Here is an 18,619-nt window from a genome sequence, read left to right on the forward strand (position 1 = left end):
ACGCCTCGCTCCCGGTCCGGTGTCCGGCACTCAGCGCCGGCCGCGCAGATAATCGCTGACCACCGCGGCGCCGAGGCCGTCCAGGTCGGGCGCCACCACCCGGCCGCCGCTACGCCGGGCCACCAGATCCACGAACGCGGCCAGCCGCGGTTCCTCACCCAGCATGAACACCGAGATCGAGGCGCCCAGCCGGGCCAGCGAATCCACCTGGGTCATGGTGACGGCCAGGGTGCGCCGGTCCGGCGGCCAATTGAAGTAGGAGGTGCCGTCCGGCTCCAGGTGCGCGGTCGGCTCCCCGTCGGTCACCACCAGGACCACCGGTACCGCGTCGGGATGCCGGCGCAGATGGCGATCGGCCAGCAGCAGTGCGTGGTGCAGGTTCGTGCCCTGCTCCCAGACCGGCTCCAGCCCGGTCAGTTCCGCGATGTCCACGGTGCCGGCATGGCGGCCGAAGGTGATCAGTTCCAAAGCGTCGGACCGGAACCGGGTGCTGATCAAATGCTGCAGGGCCAGCGCCGTGCGCTTCATCGGCACCCAGCGCCCGTCCTGCACCATCGACCACGAGGTGTCGACGCACAGCGCGACCGCCGCCCGGGAGCGCTGTTCGGTCTCGGCGATCTCCACATCCGCCACATCCAGGGACACCGTCCGGCTTCCGGTGGACGCCGAGCGCAGTACCGCGTTGCGCACTGTACGCGAGACATCCCACGGCTCGGTATCGCCGAACTGCCACGGCCGGCTCGCGCCGGTCGGTTCCCCGACCGCCCCGGCGAGCGCGGTGTCCCGCTGCCCCTTGCGGCTGCGCAATCTACCGACGATATCCCGCAGCGCGACCTCGCCGAGCCGCCGCAGCGCCTTCGGGGTCAACCGCAGTGAGCCGTCGGGGGCCCGTTCGAACAGGCCCTGGCGGCGCAGTTCGCGTTCCAGCTCGGCCAGCCGGGCCGCGTCCACCCGGGCCTCGGCGCCGAGCTGACGCTCCAGCATCTCCAGGTCGATATCCTCCAGCCGCGCCCCGGGATAGGACTGGGCGAGCTGGGCGGCGAGTTCGTCGAGTTCGCCCAGATCCTGCATGGCCGCCACGGCCTCGCCCATCCCCAGCGGGTCCTGGCCGCGGAAACGCCGCGCCGACTCCCAGTCCTGGCCGGGACGTAGCGTGCGCAGATTCGCGTCCAGGTCGGCGATCTGCTGCGCTATCCGCGGATCCCCGAAGGCCTGCCCGATCAACTCGTTCAGTTCCGTCCGCTGCTGAGCCGACATCGAATTCATCATCCGCTGCGCCGCGGCGGCCCGCGCGGCCAGCGCGTCGATCAATTCCTCGGTATCCCGCGGATTCTCCGGGAAGAACTCGCCGTGTTCGTCCATGAACTCGGCGAACCGCTCGGTGGTGTCCTCGCCGCGGGCGTGGGCCGCGAGCAGATCGTTGAGGTCCGCCATCATCTGCCGGACCCGCTCCACATCCTGCGGGGTCGCGTCCTGTAGCGCCTGTTTCATGCCCTGGAAACGGGATTCCAGCAGTTCCTCGCCGAGCAGATCACGGATCTTCTGATAGTTCTCCCGGCCGGCTTCCGAACGCCAGGAGTACTCGCTCAGTTCGTGCACCGCTTTCGCGGTGCTGGACGGGAGGGCTTCCAACTGCATTTCGGCGAACCGCGCGTCGTCGGAGGGGTCCGGGAACAGTGCGCGCCGTTCGGCCTCCAAGGCCCGGTCCAGCAGTTCCCGCACCTGCTGCAGGGTGCCGTCCAGGCGGTGGGACCGCGAGATCTCGGCCCGCCGCTCCCACAGGCGGCGCGTGAGTTCTTCGAGTCCGGGCATACCGGACGTCCCCCGCCGCAACAGCTCCTCGAGCGCCGAACGCGGCGAGGAACCCTCCATCACCTCACGCCCGATCTCCGACAGCGCCTCGCGCAGATCCAGCGGAGGCGCCAGCGGATCGGGCCCCTCATGGTAGGGCCCGTAGGCATACCGGTCCGCCGCGGTCATCCGCCGTACACCGCGCTGCCCTCGTCGTCGGAGTCCTTGGCCACCTGGCGCGCCAGATAGAGGGACTCCAGGGCGAATTCGACGGCCGCGGCGATCCGCTGCGGTGGATCGCCCGCCGCGACATCGAGCCGCAGCGCCACCTCGTGCAGGACCGGAAGCTCCGGTAGCGCGGACAAAACTTGCGCGCCGGGCACCCGCTCACCCGTGGTCACCAGATGTCCCTCGTCCACCGCGTCGGCCAGCGGCCGAAGATCCAATCCGCCGAGCCGCTCCCGCGCGGTATCGGCGAAGGCCCGCCGCAGCAGATGGGTGAGGTGTTCCTGTTCGCGGCCTTCCTCGCCGGATTCGAACTCCAGTTTCCCGCGCAGGACGGCCGGTACCGATGCCAGATCGACGGGCCGGGCCACCGCGGGATTCTCCCCGGTGAGCGCGGAACGCCGCAGTGCCGCCGCGGCCACGGTTTCCGCGGCCGCCACCGCGAACCGGGCCGAAACCCCGGAGCGCTGATCGATGGCCGGGGATTCGCGCAACCGCCGCACGAACCGGGCCAGCACCTCGATCAGCGGGTCCCCCACCTCGGCGACCAGTTCGGCTTCCTGGCGCACCAGCGCCATCTCGGCCTCGACGGTCAGCGGATAGTGCGTCCGGATCTCGGCGCCGAAGCGGTCCTTCAGCGGGGTGATGATCCGGCCGCGATTGGTATAGTCCTCGGGGTTGGCCGTCGCCACCAGCAGCACATCCAGCGGTAGCCGCAGCGTATAGCCGCGCACCTGGATATCGCGCTCCTCCATGACGTTCAGCAGCGCGACCTGGATACGTTCGGCGAGATCGGGCAGCTCGTTGACGGCCACGATGCCCCGGTGCGCCCGCGGCACCAGGCCGAAGTGGATGGTCTCCGGATCACCGAGGCTGCGTCCTTCGGCGACCTTCACCGGATCGACATCGCCGATCAGGTCGCCCACCGAGGTGTCGGGGGTCGCGAGCTTCTCGGCGTAACGCTCGCCGCGATGCCGCCACGTCACGGGCAGGTCGTCGCCGAGTTCGGCCGCCAGCCGCCGGCCCTGCGGGCTGATCGGTTCCAGCGGATGTTCGCCCAGTTCGACGCCCGCGATCACCGGCGTCCATTCGTCGAGCAGTTCGACAACGGTCCGCAGCAGCCTGGTCTTGCCCTGCCCCCGCTCGCCGAGCAGCACCACATCGTGACCCGCCAGCAGCGCGCGCTCCAATTGCGGCAGCACGGTCCGCTCGAAGCCGACGATCCCGGGCCACGGATCCTCTCCCGAGCCCAGCCGGGCCAGCAGATTGTCCCGGATCTCGGCTTTCACACTCCGCGGCGCGTACCCGGCCGCCCGCAACGCGCCCGCGGTGGCGGGCAGCTCTGTTGGCACAGTCACCTCATCGACGCTACGGCGATTTCCGCCATCGGTCGACAGGTGGCGCGCCGTATCCGCCGCTCGGCGTGGGTTCGCCGGCGCTGCGGCCGCCTCAGGCGACCCCGGATCCCAGCCGCTGCCGGAGTGTGTCGAGACCGTCTCCGTGCAGGTCGCCGACCGCGACACCGCGCGCCGAGGCGATCAGCAGCAGCGACAGCAGGGGACCGCGCACCTGCGGCCCCGAGCCCGCGGTGAACTCGGCGTCGTCGGCCACCAGCGTGAGCCCGGCGACGAGTTCCTTCCCGCCCCCGAACCCGGCCGTGGTGCGGATCTGCAGCCGCAGGGCGTCGGCGACGGCATCGGGCGGGTACTCCCGGGTGATCCCCAGCGGCCGCCGGATGTCCTCTCCGTGCACGATAATCTCGACCAGTCTGCTGTCGAGCGGGGCGGGCGGGGTGATCGTCCGGTCCAGGGCCGCGCGCAACCGGTCCAGCGTTTCGGCGGGGGTGCCCGGGCGCTCCCGTTCGACACCGTTCGCGGTGAACCGGTCGAAATCGAAACGGGCCCGGGCGAACTGCCGGACGAAACCGAGCCGGGATGTTTTCGCGGTCGCCACGATATGCGCGAGCACATCGTGCACCGTCCACCCGGAACACAGCGAAGGCGTCGCCCACTGCTCGGCGGTGAGCGCGTCGAGATCCGCGATGAGCGCCAGTCTCTCGGACCGGACCGTCGGCCACACGTCTTGCACGATTCCTCCAGATCGGCTCGACCCCCGGCCGGGGGTGACGAACCGCACACTACGGATCGGCACCGACATATCGTCCGACCCGGACCATCCCCGAAGCTCTGGTACGGCATGCCGGCCTATGCCAAGGACACCGTCGGCGAACTCACCTGCCGGATCCGCGGCGACGGCCGGCGCCAACCGGGTCTTGCCGATACCACCGGGCCCCAGCGGGCTGGTCGGGCAGGTGTCGGGATGCCACCGCCGACGGCGGTTCGCCGGTGGCGGTCGATCGCCGGGCCACTGTCGATCCTCGGCTGCGGACGACCTTTCGACTGTCAGCGGTCAGTCGTGTGCCGCGCCCGACACCAGTGCCTCGTCCCAGAGCCGCCGCAGGATCGTCCCCGCCGGGTCCGGCACCGCCTTCCGGAACCCCGTCCCCGCCCAGAGCGCCATATCGTCGGCGCCGTCCCGCTCCGCCGCGGCCGCCCGGATGGGACTGGTGAGGTGGTGGATCTGCGGGTACGCGGCGGGTGCCGTGCCGTACTCGGCGATGAAACCGTTGGCCAGCCCGCGGGCGGGACGCCCGGAGAACACGCGCGTCACGACCGTCCGGTCGAACCGCGGATCGGCGAGCGCGCTCTTGTGCGCTGCTTTCGCTCCGGATTCGGCGCTGCGCAGGAACGCCGTACCCAGTTGTACCGCGACCGCCCCATGCGCGAGCACCTCCACCATCCGCGCCCCGTCGGAGATGCCGCCCGCCGCGACCACCGGCAGCGGGCACCACGCGGTGATCTCGTCGAGCAGGTCGAGCAGCGAGGTCGTACCCGGCTCGTCCTCCACCCGGAAGGTGCCCCGATGGCCCCCGCCCTCGGGCCCCTGGAGGCAGAGTGCGTCGACGCCCACCTCCACCGCGGCCCGGGCCTCGTCCGGACCGGTCACCGTCGCGACCACCGTGGATCCCGCGTCCCGCAGCCGCCGCACGACGTCCGCCGGCGGCAGGCCGAAGGTCAGCGAGACCACCGGCACCCGCTGTTCGACGACCAGATCCACCTTCTCGTCGAACCGGTCGTCGTCGAATTCCCGGACGGCGGGTACCTCGAGCCCGTACTGCCGCGCCGTCCCCCGCAGCCTGTCCCGGTACTGCTCCACCGCCGCGACATCGTAGGAGGTGCGCTGCGGCACGAAGAGGTTCACCCCGAACGCCGCGTCCGTACCGGCCCGCACCTGCCGGATCTGCTCGGCCACCGCGTCGGGGGTTTTGTACCCGGCCGCCAGAAAACCGAGTCCGCCCGCTTCCCCGACGCTCACCACCAACTCCGGCGTCGACGGCCCACCCGCCATCGGGGCCGCCACGATCGGCACAGCGAGATCTCCGAATCCGAACACCATCCACCTCCACGGTCGATACCGAATCGGTACTCAGCCTCCTCACCTGCCGGCGCCCTACGACGACCGGGTGGCGTCTCTGTTCCCTGGCTCACGGACGAGCACCGCCGCACCCGGCCGAACCGTACCCGCCGGCCTGCACTTTGCGGCGCATCCGCAGCGTCCACTGCGGGCCGATACCGGTGCAGTCGAGTCGTTGACTCGGCAGCAATGAACGGCCGGAAGCACCCGCGCGGGATTCGCCCGAAACGGGTGAACCGTGGCAGCCGCACGCCCCTGTGTGATCGATGCATAATTCCGGTGACCGTGGCGCATTCTCGTGACGTCGCGCCTCCCTTCCCGCAGGAGAAGAGGGTATGCCCGATTCGAGCACGTACCTCGTCGAACGCGCGACCAAAATCGCCGCGCCCGAGCCCCGGATCCGCGCCCTCATCGACGACTTCCACCACTGGCGTGATTGGTCGCCCTGGGAGGACGCCGATCCCGATCTGCGGCGCACCTACTCCGGTCCGGGGTCGGGCGTGGGCGCCCGCTACGACTGGGAGGGGAACCGGAAGGCGGGCGCCGGGACGATGACGATCACCGCCTCGGAGCCCGGGCGGGTCGGGATCGACCTGGCGTTCCGCAAACCGTTCGAGAGCCGGAACGAGGTGACGTTCCTACTGGTGACCTCCGGTGAAACCACCGAGGTGACCTGGCGGATGACCGGCCGCAAGAATCTGTTCTTCAAAGTGGTCGGCTTCCTGTTCCCCATGGACCGCTTCATCGGCCCGGACTTCGAGAAAGGCCTCGTGCGGTTGAAGGGACGGGCCGAGGCAGGGATCTGAACCCGGCGCGTCCGGGCCTGGGCAGGAGCGGAAGCGAGGAACAGCAGCGCGGTCGCGTCGGAGTCCTCGCGACCGCGCTGCCGGATCGGCGTGTCCCGCCGATTCGGTTCGCCGGGCCCTCGGCCGCGTCGGGTTTCGACGGGTCCGGCCGATTCGGCCACCGCGCCGATCAGCCGGCGTTGGATTTCGACGGGTCCGGCATGGAGAACCCGGTGACCCGTTCGGGTGTCACGCGGACGATGAACCGGTGAATACTGTCGGGTTCCGGGGCCGGCTGCTCGCCGAGGTACTTCCGGGACAGTCGCAACGGCAGCGATTTATGCGGATCCTCGATCAGTTCGGCGGTGCCCTGGATATCCACCGAGTGGTAGGGGTTCGTGGCATCGAGAACGGTGAGCGCGACCCGCGGATCGCGCGCCAGATTGCGCACCTTGCGGCGGGTGGTCGTCGAACTGAACAGGATCGTGTCGCCCTCCCGGTCCATCCAGACCACCGAGGTCTGGGGGCGGCCGTCCGGCTCGATGGTCGCCACGGTGGCGAAATTCTTTCCGTCCAGCAGGCGGCGGGCCGCTGCGGGCAATTCGATCGTCATATCGGTTCCTTCGTGTTGTTTCGGTTCGGTGGGATGTCGATGCGGGAGCCGCGACCTGGGTCAGGCGGGACGAGCCGCGGCGGGCGGGGTGGCCGGGAGGACCGTGGCTGCGGGGCGCAGCACGGTGACCGTCGCCGCCAGTGCGGCCACCAGCAGGCCGGCGGCGACGGCGAAGGCGGTTCGGTAGCCGCCGGTCAGCGCCTCGGCATCGGAGGCGCCGGCGGCCGCCAAGGCGCCGGTGCGGGACGCGGCGAGGGTGGTCAGCACAGCGACGCCGAGCGCCATACCGATCTGCTGGGTGGTGTTGAACAGTCCGGAGATCAGCCCCGCGTCGTCGGCCGCGGCACCGGACATACCGAGCGCGGTGAGCGCCGGAAGTACCAGCCCGAATCCGGCGAGTAGCGCCATCACCGGCAGCACGTCGACCGGGTAGGAGGCGTGCACCGGCACGCTCGCGAGCCGGACCATGGCGGCCAGCAGGAGCAGTAGCCCCGTGATCAGCACGGCGCGCTCACCGAAGCGGAGGGTGAGGCGGGCCGAGACGAACAGCGACACTCCGCCGATCGCTACGGCCGCCGGCAGCATGGCCAGCCCGGTCTCCAGGGCCACGTAGCCGAGGACACGCTGCAGGTACAGCGCGAGCAACACCTGGAATGCGAACATGGCCGAAACCGTGAGCATCTGCACGAGATTCGCCCCGGAGACAGCACGCGAACGGAAGACCCGCAGCGGAAGCAGCGGGTCCGCGACCCGGGACTGCCGGATGACGAACGCGGCCAGCAGGAGCAGGGATACGGCCGCGAGACCGAGCGTGCGCGACGAGGTCCAGCCGTGGCTCTCGATCCCGACCACCGTGTAGATACCCAGCATCAGCCCGGCGGTGACCAGCGTGGCGCCGATCAGATCCGCCCGGCGTACACCACCACCGGCCCGGTCCGCCGGCAGCACCGCGACCGCCAGGGCCACCGTGGCCAGCCCGATCGGCACATTGATCAGGAAGATCCAGTGCCAGCCGAAGGCGTCGGTCAGCACCCCGCCCAGCACCTGCCCGATCGCGGCACCGGCGGCGCCGGTGAAACCGAAGACCCCGATGGCCACTTTGCGCTGCCGGTTGTCGGTGAACAGGGTGACCAGGATGCCCAGCGCGACGGCGGAGGCGAAGGCGCTGCCCACGCCCTGGAGGAAGCGGGCGCCGATCAGCAGCGCGGGAGTGGTGGCCGCGCCGGCGACCAGGGAGGCCGCGGTGAACACCGCGTTCCCGATCAGGAATACCGTCTTGCGGCCGAACAGGTCGCCGAGGCGTCCGCCCAGCAGCAGGAGCCCGCCGAAGGCGATCAGGTAGGCGTTGACCGTCCAGCTCAATTCGGCCGAGCCGAATCCCAGATCACGCTGGATCTCCGGGAGCGCCACGGTGACGATGCTGCCGTCCAGGACGGTCATCAGGGTGGCGGCCGACAGCACGGCGAGGGCGAGACGTGCGTGGGTGTTCATGGTGTTCTCCTGTCCGGAACCCGACAGGAGAGACTGTAGTAGATAGTTTCGTTGCAGACAATCTATTGGAGATCTATTGCCGGGCACGGCGCGCCGCCGACGGCGCCTCCACCGCCTCCGCCAGATGGCCCGCGGTCAGATTCCGCAGCGCACGCACCAGAACCTCCCGCTCTCCCGCCGGCAGCGAGCCGAGCGCCGCACTGTGCACGCCGTCGACAATCCGCTGACTGCGCTCGGCGACCTCCCGTCCTTTGTCGGTGACGGCGATGACGCGAGCCCGCCGGTCCGCCGCGGAAGGCCGCCGTTCGGCGAGCCCGGCCCGCTCCAGCGCGTCGACGGTGACCACCATGGTGGTCTTGTCCATATCCCCGAGCACCGCGAGTTGCGCCTGGGTCCGCTCCTCCTCCAGAGCGTGGACGAGGACGCAGTGCATCCGGGCCGTGAGCCCGATCTCCGCGAGCGCCGCCGCCATCCGGGTGCGCAAGACGTGACTGGTGCGGTCGAGCAGAAACGACAGGTCCGCTTCGGCGCGGACGGGAGCCATTGCGGTCATACGCCCATGATAGTTCCGTTGCGGATCTTCTACGGCGAACCGTCCGACCGTAAGCGGCCGCGACGACCCCCGGGCCCCACCCTGCCCTAGAATTGCCCTACAACTCGAAGCGCTCACCCGTTCTTCCTGCGATGCGCACCGTCACCGTGTGGTGCGCGGACGAGTGCGGCCGCCCGCGCGGCGGCTTCGCACCGAAACTCCGATCCGAGGCGGCGCTCATGACAGACGTCGACTATTGCGTGGTAGGTGGGGGATTTGCCGGACTGACCGCCGCCCGGCGGTTGAAACGGGCAGGCCGCACAGTGGCCGTGCTGGAAGCCCGCGACCGGCTCGGCGGCCGCACGTTCACCGAAACCCGGCCCGACGGGTCGTGGATCGATCGCGGCGGCGCCTGGATCGGCCCCGGCCAGGACCGGATCCGCGCCCTGATGCAGGACTACGGGGTGGCGAGCTACAAGCAGTACACCGACGGTGAGGCGATGATGCTCGTCGAGGGCAAGCAGTATCGCTACACCGGCACGATCCCGTGGTCGATGAGCCCGTGGGTGGCGATGAACCTCGGCGCCGCGCTCCTCGACCTGGGTCATCTGTGCAAGTCCATACCGCTCGACGCACCGTGGACGGCCGACCAGGCCGACCGCTGGGATCGCCTCACCCTGGCGCATTGGCTGAACACCCACGTCGTATCCAAGGCCGCGCACGAACTGCTCGAAACCGCGATCGCCGGGGCCTACACGTCCGCGGCGTCCGAGGTGTCGCTGCTGTTCGCCCTGTATCAGATGGCCTCCGGCGGCGGGCCCGGTTTCGTCCTGGGTATCGAGGACGGCGCCCAGGATTCCCGGCCGGTGGGCGGGATGGGCGCCGTCTACGGCCCGCTGGCGACCGAACTCGGCGACGCGGTCCTGCTCGCCCAGCCCGTCCGCCGCATCCAGCAGGACGCCGACGGCGTCACGGTGTTCTCCGGCAAGACGACGATGCGCGCCCGCCGGGTGATCGTGACGGTTCCACTGGCGATCGCGAGCCAGATCCGCTACGAACCGATACTGCCGGTCGACCGGTCGCTACTGCACCAGCGGATGCCGAGCGGCGCCATCATCAAGATCTCCCTCGTGTACGACGAACCGTTCTGGCGCGCCGACGGGTTGTCGGGGCAGTCGGCGGCGCCGGGCTCGCCGGCCACCATCACCATCGACGCCTGTACCGATACCGGCCGTCCCGGCGTCCTGTGCGTCATCGTGGAGGGGCCCATCGCACGGCAGATCGGCCGGCTCGACCCTGCCGAGCGGCGGCACACGATCCTCGACGCCCTCGCCGAGCGTTTCGGCGACAAGGCCCGCACCCCGGCCGACTACATCGAACAGAACTGGAGCGCCGAACGCTATTCCGGTGGCGGGATGCTCAGTCACGCGCCGACCGGCGTCCTCACCCAGTTCGGCCCCGCCCTGCGCGCACCGTGCGGACGCATCCACTGGGCCGGCACCGAGAGTTCCGCGGTGATGTGCGGGTGGGTCGACGGAGCCGTGCGCTCGGGTGAGCGGGCGGCGGAGGAGGTATTGGAACACGAGATGGTGACCGCGGCCCGCGCCCCCGGCCCGCCGGGTGATGACACGTCCCGATGAGCGAAACCCGGACCGGGTGAGGACGGGCCGCCGGTGCACCACGGGCCGTGACCACCGCGGTCCTCGACGACACCCGCGGCAACCTCATCCAAATCACCGAGCACAAGGACTGATTCCCCGGCGCCGGCGCGCACGAGTCCTCGGCGCGAGTCCGTGCGCGGACCCGCGGGATCCGCGCACGGACTCGCACACCGCGTCACCTCCGGCGGTCCTCCATCAGCAGGTGCGCCGGGCAACTCATCGCCCGAACCGAAGCCGCGGCGCCGTCCAGGAGCCGCCGCCCACTCGGCCGCCACCGCGTCCAGCCGCTCAGAACCGGTCTTTGTGCTCACGCAACCAGTCGGCGAATGTGCGCGCGGGCCGGCCGAGAATCCGGTCCACGGTGCCGTCCGGGATCCGTGCCTCCGGCGGCGGGTCGGCGTGCCAGCCCACCACGTACTCGGCGTCGGGCCGCGAGACCCCTTCGCGCAGCATTCTTTCGATGGCCCGTTCGCGGCCGATCTGCTCGAAGGCGATATCGCGGCCGAGCGCACCGGCGAGCAGCGCCACCCGCTCTCCGGTGGTCAGCGCCTCGGGTCCGTTCAGGTTGTACGCACGACCCGCATGCCCTTCCTCGATGTGCGCGATCGCCGCCACGGCACCGAGGTCGCCCTCGTGGACCACCGCGCTCGGCAGATCGAACGGTTCCCGCACCACGCCCTCTGTGCGAACAGAGTCCGCCCAGGTGAGCGCATTGGCCATGAACTCCTGCGGTTCCAGCCGCGTCCACGCGACCCCGGACCGCTCCACCGCCGACTCGGCCGGGCCGACGTAACCACCCCAGAGGATGGTGATCCGCTCGACCCCGGCGGCGACCGCGCGCCGGACCAGTTCGGGTCCGGTCTCGGCTACCCCGGCTGTCACGGTGATATGCAGCCCGGTGACGCCGTCCAGTGCCGCGTCCAGCGCCGCGGGCTCGGTGTGCGTGCCCGCCACCAGTTCCGCGTCCGCGGGCAGCAGCGTCGCGGCCCGTCGCGGATCACGGGTCAACGCCCGCACCTTCCTTCCTCTGCGCAGCAACTCCGACACCACGTGCTTGCCGGTGTTCCCGGTTGCGCCCGTTACCAATACCGTCACGTCGACTCCCTTCCGAACACGAACGCTATGACCTCAACAAAAGTTGAGGTCAACTCCCGCCGAATTCGGAAGCTCCACGGCGCGCACCACCACCACGGCCGGCTATGCGTCGTACCCGTATTCGGCCGAGATCCGCAGCCGGGCGACCTCCGCGGCCAGGGCCGCCCGCAGTTCCTCGTGCCGCCTCCCGAGCGCGGTCGCCGGGTCGTGCCAGCGTCCGTCCGGATAGAGCCATACCGGATTGCCGACGATCTCCTCCGGCTCCCAGCCGTACCTGGGCCAGATATGGGCGTGCAGGAAATGATGCGTGTTGCCCAGGATCTCGACATTGGTGCGCCGGTATCGCGGGTCACGCGCCGCACACACCGCTTCGACCGCGGTGGCGACGAGATCGACATCGGCCAGGAATCGCACCCGTTCGGCCCGGGGAAGGTCGGTGAGCCGGTCGACGCCCGGCACCTTGGTCAGGGCGAGCGAGTAGCCGGGTAGGAACTGCACGTCGCCGATCACCGCGAACGCCGCGCCGAGCTCGGCGAAGACGGTCGGATTCCGGCCCTCGATCGCGGATCGCACGCGATCGTCCCTCCAGTCGCTCATCCGGCCGAGCTACCCACGGCGCCCCGGATTCGGGGCCGTGGCACCGAGGCCCGCTCGGAGACGCCCGCGGTGGCGCAGATCAGGACTTGCGACCGATCGCGGCGTAACCGGGCACCTTCGCGTCCATCGACTTCGCCGGTTCGATCGGCGGCCGCCACCGGTGGATGGGCACCACACCGGGTTCCGAGATCTCCATCCCGTCGAAGAACGCGGCGATCTCCGCTCGATTCCGCGGATGGCAATACATGCCGCGCTCCTCGTACACCTTCACCGTGGCCGCGATTCCTTCCGGGTCGAAGTCGGCGGTCAGGTGGGTCATCACCAGATACGAACCCGGAACCACCGCGGCCATGAGGGTTTCGGTGATCTCGTAGGCACTGGGCACGAAGTTCAGCAGGGCGATCAGCGACAGCGCGATCGGCTCGTCGAAATCCAGGGTGCGGCGCGCGGCCGCCAGGATCTCCTCCGGCCGGGTCGCGTCGGCCTGGATGTAATCTGTGCGTCCCTCCGCGGTGCCGACCATCAGGGCGCGGGCGTGCGCGAGCACTATCGGATCGTTGTCCACATAGACGACCCGCGATTCCGGCGCCTCCTCCTGGGCCACCTGGTGCAGGTTCGGCACGGTCGGGATTCCCGTACCGATATCGAGGAACTGGGTCACCCCGGCCTCCCGGGCGAGATACCGGGTCGCGCGGTGGATGAACCCCCGATTCGCCTGCGCGGCCAGCCGCACCTCGGGCAGTGCCTGCAGCACCTTCTCCGCGGCCTCCGCATCGGCCGGGTAATGGTCTTTACCACCGAGGTAGTAGTCGTACATGCGGGCAATATGCGGCTCGTGCGGGTTCAGGCCGGACCGATCCATACCGGTCAAGATACAAGACCGGCAACCGTTTTCGTACACCCGAGGCCGTGCGACCGGATGGTGACGGTGAGCGCACCGGAGTCGGTGATTCCGAGGATCTGCCAGGATGACCACATGAGGACCATGACCCGCCCCGGGCCGATCTCCGCCGGGACTCTGGTTCTGCTGTCCGCCCTGTATTTCGCCCAGGGACTGCCGTACGGGTTCTTCACCCAGGCGCTGCCGGTGGTGCTGCGCGAATCCGGTTTCTCGCTGATCGAGATCAGCGCCACCGGAATTCTGTTCGCGCCGTGGGCCCTGAAGTTCCTGTGGGCGCCCTACGTCGACCACTACGGCACCCGCCGACAGTGGCTGCTGACCCTGCAACTCACCGCGTCGGCGGTGACACTGGGGCTCGCCTGCCTGGACCTGTCGGCGTCACTGCGCCTGCTGCTGGTGGGCATCGCCGTGGTCAACGCGATATCGGCGACCCAGGATGTCGCCACCGACGGGCTCGCCGTCCAACTCCTCGGAGCTGGGCAACGTGGCCTGGGCAACGGGATCCAGGTCGGCGCGTACCGGATCGGCATGATCGTGGGCGGCGGCGCGCTGCTGTGGCTCTTCGCGCTCGCGGGGTGGCGCGTCCTGTTCGTCGCGATGTCGATTCTGTTGCTGCTCACGGCGATTCCGGTGTGGTGGTCACCGCGTACCACGATCCGCAGCACCTCGGAGAAGGCGTCGTCGAGCCCGAGCCGGTTGACCGTCGGGTGGTGGCAGCGGCTGCGCCGGCCTGGGATGCTCGCGTTCATCCTGCTCATCGGGGGCTTCAAATTCGGTGATTCGATGGGCTCGGCGATGGTCGGGCCGTTCATGTCCGACACCGGACTCACCCTCGGGCAGATCGCCCTGGTCAAAGGGGTCCTGTCCTCTGCCGGCGCGCTGACGGGCGCGGCCCTGGGCGGCTGGCTGTGCTACCGGCACGGCCGACGGCGGGCCCTGCTGATCGGCGGTGTCACGCAGACGCTCAGCCTGGCTCTCTACCTGCTCGCCGCGCTGGGCGTCGGCGGTTTCGAGTTGATCGTCACCGCGAGCCTGGCCGAACACATCCTCGGCGGTGCCGCGACCGTGGCGGTGTTCACCCTCATGATGGACGCCGCCGACCCCGACCATGCCGGCAGCGACTACACGCTGCTGGCCTGCGCGATCGTGGTCGTGCAGGGCATCGCGGGGTTCGCGGCGGGGACGATCGGTGAGCTGCTCGGGTATCCGGCGTTGTTCGGATCGAGCCTGGTGCTGTCGGGAATCGGTTGCGTGGCATTGATCGTCGCGACGGATCGGGGCGCGGGGCCGGCCGGGGTGCACGCCGTGTGGGCGGCCCCCGGGCCGGCGCCGCACCGATCCGCCACCTGATCCGGACGATCTCAGTCCGGCGCCAGCACACCCGCGAGGACTCGGCGTAGCAGGAGTTCGAAAAGTTCCGCCGGGCCCGCGTCGCGGTTCGGGGTGCCGAGCGCGTCGGCCACCGAACACTATTTATGGGAGGTGCCGGATGTCAGCACACGCGGCCCGGGGACCACGACGATAGGCGCGGAACGGCGCGGTACGCCTCGCGTTCGACCGTTACCTACCGGAGCGAAGCGGTGAACCGCTGCTGATCGCCACCGGGCTGGGCGCCAACCGGCACTGGCTCCCCGACGGGTTCTGCGAGCAACTGACCGAACACGGTTTCGCCGTGGCACGCTACGACCAACGCGACGGCGGCGAATCCACCCACCTGCCGCCGACAGCCGTGCGGAACCCGATCACCGCACTACTCACCCGGCGCGGTGCGGACTACACCGCCGAAGATGTGGCGGACGATGCGGTCGCGGTACTCGACGAACTGGGCTGGCACTCGGCACATGTGCTCGGGGTATCCCTCGGCGGCGCGGTCGTTCAGCGCCTGACCCTCCGGCATCCCCACCGGGTCCGGACCCTCACCTCGGTCGATGCCGTCCCTGGCGACGTCACCGGATTGCGCACACTCCGCTACATCCGGTTGCGCACGCTCGCGAAGTTCGCCCGGGTGGAATTCCCCGACACGCGGGATGGTGCGATCGAGGCAGGCGTCATGGTAGCGAAACTGCTCGCCTCACCGCGTCACGAATTCGACGAAGCCGCGGTGCGAGCGCGGTTGGAAGCCGAGCCGGACAGCGGGATCCACGACGCACGGGCCCAGAGCCGGCAGATCGGGGCCCGGTGGAGCGGCCCCGCGATCACCGAAATCTCCCGGCCCCCTGGTCGTGCACGGCGCGGACGACCCCCTGATCGATTCCGGCGCCGCGCGCACCATCGCGTCCCGCATACCCGGCTCTCGCCTGCTCATACTTCCCGCAATAGGGCACGACCTGCCCGAACACGCGTGGAAGCCGCTCGCTACCGCAATCCGCGAGCCGGCGGACGGCAGCCCACGATGAACTCGGCCGAATTCCGGCGCGCAATGCTAAGGACCCGGGACGAGATGCCCGCCGTCGCCGCGCTTCCGCTCGCCGACGTGAGGAAGACCCGCACCGACCGCGCTCTCGTGCTGGAACCGTCGGCCGGGCATGGGGCGGGCACACGGTGCGTTGGCGTCCGGGCAGCCCGGCAGTGCGTTATCGTCGGCACCCCGATGGACATACCGGCTGCCCGAACGACAGCGCACCCTGACGTTCGGTACCGACCCGAAGTGCGGTAGCAGGGAGGCATTGTGGACATTACCCAGCTGATCCTCGACGACCATCACGAGCAGCGGCGGCTGTTCGCGATCCTCGAACAGATCGATCGCCGGGAGACCGGCGTGCTCTCCGCGATCTGGGACAGACTGGCGGCCTTCCTCGAACTGCACGCGCAGGCGGAGGAGGAGATCTTCTATCCCGCGCTGCTCCAGGTGGGTATCGCGGCCCGGCGCGCGGCCGGGGTGGAGGCGGAAACCATCGACGCTGTCCACGACCACAACGAGATCAGGGACGCGGTCGCCGACGTGGCACGTCATCGGGTCGGCAGCGATGACTGGTACACGGCCGTAACGGCAGCGAACACGGCCAACAGCGATCACATGGCCGAGGAAGAGCGCGAGGGCCTGACCGATTTCCGCCGTTTGGCGGGGTTGTCGCACCGCCATCGGCTGGCCGTCGCCTTCGCCGCGTACGAGGCGCGGAACTACGCCGGTGTCCGCCCGGTCGACAAGGATCCCGTCGGCTACGTCCGCACAGCGGAGAAAGAGCTGCGGACCACCGCGAGTGGATCGCTGAGTGTCGGCACCCTGAAGCGGGCTCGGCCCGGCGGGCCGGCCTCTACTGCCGGCTGAGCCGGCTGTTCCGGCGGCGACGGATAGTCGTCGGCAGTCATGCAGTTGTGGACGCGTGCCCTCTCGGTGGCGAGGCGGAGGAAGGTTCGACCGGCCCCGCAGCGGCGCGCGGAATCATCGACTGCTCATATACTCGGGGAGGTGTTCTGGGAGATAACACGACCACCGCGGACACCTGTGTTGCCCGGAGTGGATATGGCCGGATTCCGCATCCGCGGAGACAGCCCCGCTCGGTTGCGTGTCATACCCCATCCGGCCGTCATGGTAGGTGTCGATATCGGTGAGCACTGCTTCGACGTCCGCGACTCGACCGGCCGAACCCACTCGGGCAGTGCGGCATTGGGACTGATCGATTATGCGGCCCCAGTGCGCGTCCGCGCGGTCGAGTGTGTACAGATTCGCCTGTCCCCGGTCGTCGCACCCGCCGTTCTCGGCGTCCCGCTCGCCGAATTGACCGGCAACATAGTCGGCCTCGACGATCTGTGGGGCCAGGACGCGGCGCGCCTTCGGGAGCGCCTGCACGAAACACCCCGCTGGCCGGACCGTTTCGCGCTGATCGAGACGGCGTTGTCGGCCCGGTTTCGCGACGACCGTCGAGCGGACCCGGAGATCGCCTGGGCCTGGCATCAGCTCCGCGCCGGCCGCGGCCGGTTCCGGGTCGAGCACCTGGCGACAGGGATCGGGTGGAGCCGCCAACGGCTGTGGTCGCGCTTCCGTACGCAGATCGGCCTGACGCCCAAGCGCGCCGCCATGCTGGTGCGCTTCGACCACGCCGTGCACCAGTTGGTGCAAGGGCGGCCACCCGCCCAGGTGGCGGCCGACAGCGGTTACGCCGACCAGTCCCACCTCCACCGAGACGTCCGCGAATTCACCGGCGCCCCGCCCGCCACGGCGGCCGGCGAACCGTGGCTCGCCGTGGACGACCGGGCCTGGCCGTCGGCGCCGGGCACAACCCGATAACCCACTGCATCGATCTCACTCCTCCAAGGCCATATGCAGCAGCGGATACGGCCTTCCCGCTTCGTCGTGATCGCTCCGTCCCACGACGACGAACCCGCGCCGCGCGTAGAAACGCACCGCCTGCTCGTTCTGTTCGTTCACGTCCACCCGCCGCACCCCCTGCTCGCGGACCGCGTGCGCGAGCAGCTCGCTCCCGGCACCGCGACCCCGGGCGCCGGCCGCGACGAACAGCATTTCGAGGCTGTCCCCGGCCGTCCCCGAAAAGGCGATCACCTCTCCGCCGACGTCCATGACCGTGAGCCGGACCTGGGGAAAGTAGGCATCGATCAACCGACTCTCGATTTCCACGCGGTCGGCTTCCGCCAGAAAGTGATGGGTCGCCTTCACCGCGCTGCGCCACACATCGACCAGGCGGCCGTATTCGGCTGCCCCGAGGCAGTCACGCAGGTGTGATCGCGGCGACGGGCTCGCCTCCGCCCGCAGACTTTCATCCATACCGGAACTCCATCACGTCGCTGCCGGCCGGTCCAACGCCCCCACGTCACCATCGGCCACGTCGTGCTCCTTCCCTCCATCCGACCTTGCCTGCCTACTTCGCCGCGGCCATGGGCACCGCCTCGAACTCGGGCCCTCATCGGCCTCGACGGACCCGCGCCCGAAGCCTTCGTCGACCGAGCGATACTCGCAGGCGGCACAGGGCGCATCAAGGCTTACCAGCGATCCGGGAGTTAACGTGATGAACGGTTCGAGTAACAAGCGCGATTCCTGTGCGATGTGTTCATACAACATCAAATCAGGAGGTTCGAAATGTTCTCTGCGAAGCGGCTTGCCGCCGGCGCCGTCGTTGCCGGCGCGACTGCGGCCACTGTGCTCGCCGGTGGTGGCGTGGCCCAGGCCGATGTACCGGTGGGGCAGGCCAACTGTCACGTCTACAACGTCTTCAATACCGGCGGGATGGCCAATTGCGAGCTGCCGACCTGGCATCAGGTGAAACTCACCTGCGTCGCGTTCCCCGTCCCGTTCACCTACTGGAAGTACGGCCCGGTGCAGTACGGGCAGAACCAGTCCTGGGCCAGTTGCGACTCGTTCAACGCCATGACGAGGATCGAGGTGATCCAGGCCTGAACGTAGGCCGGTCTGCGGTACCCACTTTCCCGAACGCATCGACTCCCGCCGGCGCAGCGGACACTCCGAACCTACGACCGTTCCCCGCCGAGTCTCTCGAT

The 18,619-nt window shown here is 69.6% G+C and carries 18 protein-coding genes; 7 read left to right on the forward strand and 11 right to left on the reverse strand.

The genetic code is table 11. The features are described from left to right. Positions 1–30 precede the first annotated feature (30 nt). The 4 genes from AB0H42_RS28830 to AB0H42_RS28845 form a co-directional block, all read right to left on the reverse strand. Complete coding sequence (locus AB0H42_RS28830; protein ID WP_357061699.1) at positions 31–1,980, reverse strand: VWA domain-containing protein; 1,950 nt, start codon at positions 1,978–1,980, stop codon at positions 31–33. After that, positions 1,977–3,374: an ATP-binding protein gene (locus AB0H42_RS28835; protein ID WP_357061701.1), complete on the reverse strand. Its 1,398-nt coding sequence runs from the start codon at positions 3,372–3,374 to the stop codon at positions 1,977–1,979. Before AB0H42_RS28835 ends, AB0H42_RS28830 begins: the two co-directional genes overlap by 4 nt. A 91-nt stretch (positions 3,375–3,465) precedes the next feature. After that, positions 3,466–4,104 (reverse strand): maleylpyruvate isomerase family mycothiol-dependent enzyme, encoded by a 639-nt coding sequence (locus AB0H42_RS28840; protein ID WP_357061704.1) that lies wholly within the window; start codon positions 4,102–4,104, stop codon positions 3,466–3,468. Between the two features lie 321 nt (positions 4,105–4,425). After that, on the reverse strand, positions 4,426–5,472 hold the full coding sequence (locus AB0H42_RS28845) for a nitronate monooxygenase (RefSeq protein WP_357061707.1): 1,047 nt from the start codon (positions 5,470–5,472) through the stop codon (positions 4,426–4,428). Between the two features lie 353 nt (positions 5,473–5,825). Here AB0H42_RS28845 and AB0H42_RS28850 point away from each other — a divergent pair, with 353 nt between their 5' ends. Then, positions 5,826–6,296 (forward strand): SRPBCC family protein, encoded by a 471-nt coding sequence (locus AB0H42_RS28850; protein ID WP_357061709.1) that lies wholly within the window; start codon positions 5,826–5,828, stop codon positions 6,294–6,296. A 169-nt stretch (positions 6,297–6,465) separates the two neighbouring features. On the opposite strand, the gene AB0H42_RS28855 is transcribed toward AB0H42_RS28850, so the two are convergent. The 3 genes from AB0H42_RS28855 to AB0H42_RS28865 form a co-directional block, all read right to left on the reverse strand. Then, positions 6,466–6,888, reverse strand: a complete 423-nt coding sequence (locus tag AB0H42_RS28855) for a PPOX class F420-dependent oxidoreductase (protein ID WP_357061711.1) — start codon at positions 6,886–6,888, stop codon at positions 6,466–6,468. A gap of 60 nt (positions 6,889–6,948) precedes the next feature. After that, positions 6,949–8,379 (reverse strand): DHA2 family efflux MFS transporter permease subunit, encoded by a 1,431-nt coding sequence (locus tag AB0H42_RS28860; protein WP_357061713.1) that lies wholly within the window; start codon positions 8,377–8,379, stop codon positions 6,949–6,951. A 73-nt stretch (positions 8,380–8,452) separates the two neighbouring features. Next, positions 8,453–8,932: a MarR family winged helix-turn-helix transcriptional regulator gene (locus AB0H42_RS28865; RefSeq protein ID WP_357061716.1), complete on the reverse strand. Its 480-nt coding sequence runs from the start codon at positions 8,930–8,932 to the stop codon at positions 8,453–8,455. Between the two features lie 218 nt (positions 8,933–9,150). Between AB0H42_RS28865 and AB0H42_RS28870 the strand changes: the two genes are divergently transcribed. After that, positions 9,151–10,551 (forward strand): FAD-dependent oxidoreductase, encoded by a 1,401-nt coding sequence (locus AB0H42_RS28870; RefSeq protein WP_357061718.1) that lies wholly within the window; start codon positions 9,151–9,153, stop codon positions 10,549–10,551. 309 nt (positions 10,552–10,860) lie between these two features. Here the strand turns inward: AB0H42_RS28870 and AB0H42_RS28875 are convergent, their stop codons facing one another. From AB0H42_RS28875 to AB0H42_RS28885, 3 genes are all read right to left on the reverse strand, one after another. Beyond that, positions 10,861–11,667, reverse strand: a complete 807-nt coding sequence (locus AB0H42_RS28875) for an NmrA family NAD(P)-binding protein (RefSeq protein ID WP_357061720.1) — start codon at positions 11,665–11,667, stop codon at positions 10,861–10,863. 102 nt (positions 11,668–11,769) lie between these two features. Further along, positions 11,770–12,264, reverse strand: a complete 495-nt coding sequence (locus AB0H42_RS28880) for an HIT domain-containing protein (RefSeq protein WP_357061723.1) — start codon at positions 12,262–12,264, stop codon at positions 11,770–11,772. Positions 12,265–12,343: 79 nt separating this feature from the next. After that, complete coding sequence (locus tag AB0H42_RS28885; RefSeq protein ID WP_357061726.1) at positions 12,344–13,126, reverse strand: SAM-dependent methyltransferase; 783 nt, start codon at positions 13,124–13,126, stop codon at positions 12,344–12,346. Positions 13,127–13,240: 114 nt separating this feature from the next. On the opposite strand from AB0H42_RS28885, the gene AB0H42_RS28890 reads away from it, so the two are divergent. From AB0H42_RS28890 to AB0H42_RS28905, 4 genes are all read left to right on the forward strand, one after another. Next, positions 13,241–14,515, forward strand: a complete 1,275-nt coding sequence (locus AB0H42_RS28890) for an MFS transporter (protein WP_357061729.1) — start codon at positions 13,241–13,243, stop codon at positions 14,513–14,515. A gap of 244 nt (positions 14,516–14,759) precedes the next feature. Further along, on the forward strand, positions 14,760–15,821 hold the full coding sequence (locus AB0H42_RS28895) for an alpha/beta fold hydrolase (protein ID WP_357061843.1): 1,062 nt from the start codon (positions 14,760–14,762) through the stop codon (positions 15,819–15,821). A gap of 12 nt (positions 15,822–15,833) precedes the next feature. Then, positions 15,834–16,433 (forward strand): hemerythrin domain-containing protein, encoded by a 600-nt coding sequence (locus AB0H42_RS28900; protein ID WP_357061731.1) that lies wholly within the window; start codon positions 15,834–15,836, stop codon positions 16,431–16,433. 261 nt (positions 16,434–16,694) lie between these two features. Next, on the forward strand, positions 16,695–17,393 hold the full coding sequence (locus AB0H42_RS28905) for a helix-turn-helix domain-containing protein (protein WP_357061734.1): 699 nt from the start codon (positions 16,695–16,697) through the stop codon (positions 17,391–17,393). Between the two features lie 15 nt (positions 17,394–17,408). Here the strand turns inward: AB0H42_RS28905 and AB0H42_RS28910 are convergent, their stop codons facing one another. After that, complete coding sequence (locus AB0H42_RS28910; protein WP_357061738.1) at positions 17,409–17,888, reverse strand: GNAT family N-acetyltransferase; 480 nt, start codon at positions 17,886–17,888, stop codon at positions 17,409–17,411. Between the two features lie 312 nt (positions 17,889–18,200). Here AB0H42_RS28910 and AB0H42_RS28915 point away from each other — a divergent pair, with 312 nt between their 5' ends. Beyond that, a complete protein-coding gene (locus AB0H42_RS28915) occupies positions 18,201–18,518 on the forward strand; it encodes a hypothetical protein (protein WP_357061740.1) in 318 nt (105 codons plus the stop codon). The last annotated feature ends 101 nt before the right edge of the window (positions 18,519–18,619 follow it).

Source organism: Nocardia sp. NPDC050799, from assembly GCF_040654015.1.
GTDB lineage: Bacteria > Actinomycetota > Actinomycetes > Mycobacteriales > Mycobacteriaceae > Nocardia.

Bases quoted from the DNA above. Each gene is read 5' to 3' on its own strand.
- AB0H42_RS28845 (WP_357061707.1), bottom strand. From the start codon at position 5,472: ATGGTGTTCGGATTCGGAGATCTCGCTGTGCCGATCGTGGCGGCCCCG.
- AB0H42_RS28855 (WP_357061711.1), bottom strand. From the start codon at position 6,888: ATGACGATCGAATTGCCCGCAGCGGCCCGCCGCCTGCTGGACGGAAAG.
- AB0H42_RS28880 (WP_357061723.1), bottom strand. From the start codon at position 12,264: ATGAGCGACTGGAGGGACGATCGCGTGCGATCCGCGATCGAGGGCCGG.
- AB0H42_RS28870 (WP_357061718.1), top strand. From the start codon at position 9,151: ATGACAGACGTCGACTATTGCGTGGTAGGTGGGGGATTTGCCGGACTG.
- AB0H42_RS28915 (WP_357061740.1), top strand. From the start codon at position 18,201: ATGTTCTCTGCGAAGCGGCTTGCCGCCGGCGCCGTCGTTGCCGGCGCG.
- AB0H42_RS28865 (WP_357061716.1), bottom strand. From the start codon at position 8,932: ATGACCGCAATGGCTCCCGTCCGCGCCGAAGCGGACCTGTCGTTTCTG.
- AB0H42_RS28860 (WP_357061713.1), bottom strand. From the start codon at position 8,379: ATGAACACCCACGCACGTCTCGCCCTCGCCGTGCTGTCGGCCGCCACC.
- AB0H42_RS28830 (WP_357061699.1), bottom strand. From the start codon at position 1,980: ATGACCGCGGCGGACCGGTATGCCTACGGGCCCTACCATGAGGGGCCC.
- AB0H42_RS28890 (WP_357061729.1), top strand. From the start codon at position 13,241: ATGAGGACCATGACCCGCCCCGGGCCGATCTCCGCCGGGACTCTGGTT.
- AB0H42_RS28850 (WP_357061709.1), top strand. From the start codon at position 5,826: ATGCCCGATTCGAGCACGTACCTCGTCGAACGCGCGACCAAAATCGCC.
- AB0H42_RS28905 (WP_357061734.1), top strand. From the start codon at position 16,695: ATGGTAGGTGTCGATATCGGTGAGCACTGCTTCGACGTCCGCGACTCG.
- AB0H42_RS28910 (WP_357061738.1), bottom strand. From the start codon at position 17,888: ATGGATGAAAGTCTGCGGGCGGAGGCGAGCCCGTCGCCGCGATCACAC.
- AB0H42_RS28885 (WP_357061726.1), bottom strand. From the start codon at position 13,126: ATGGATCGGTCCGGCCTGAACCCGCACGAGCCGCATATTGCCCGCATG.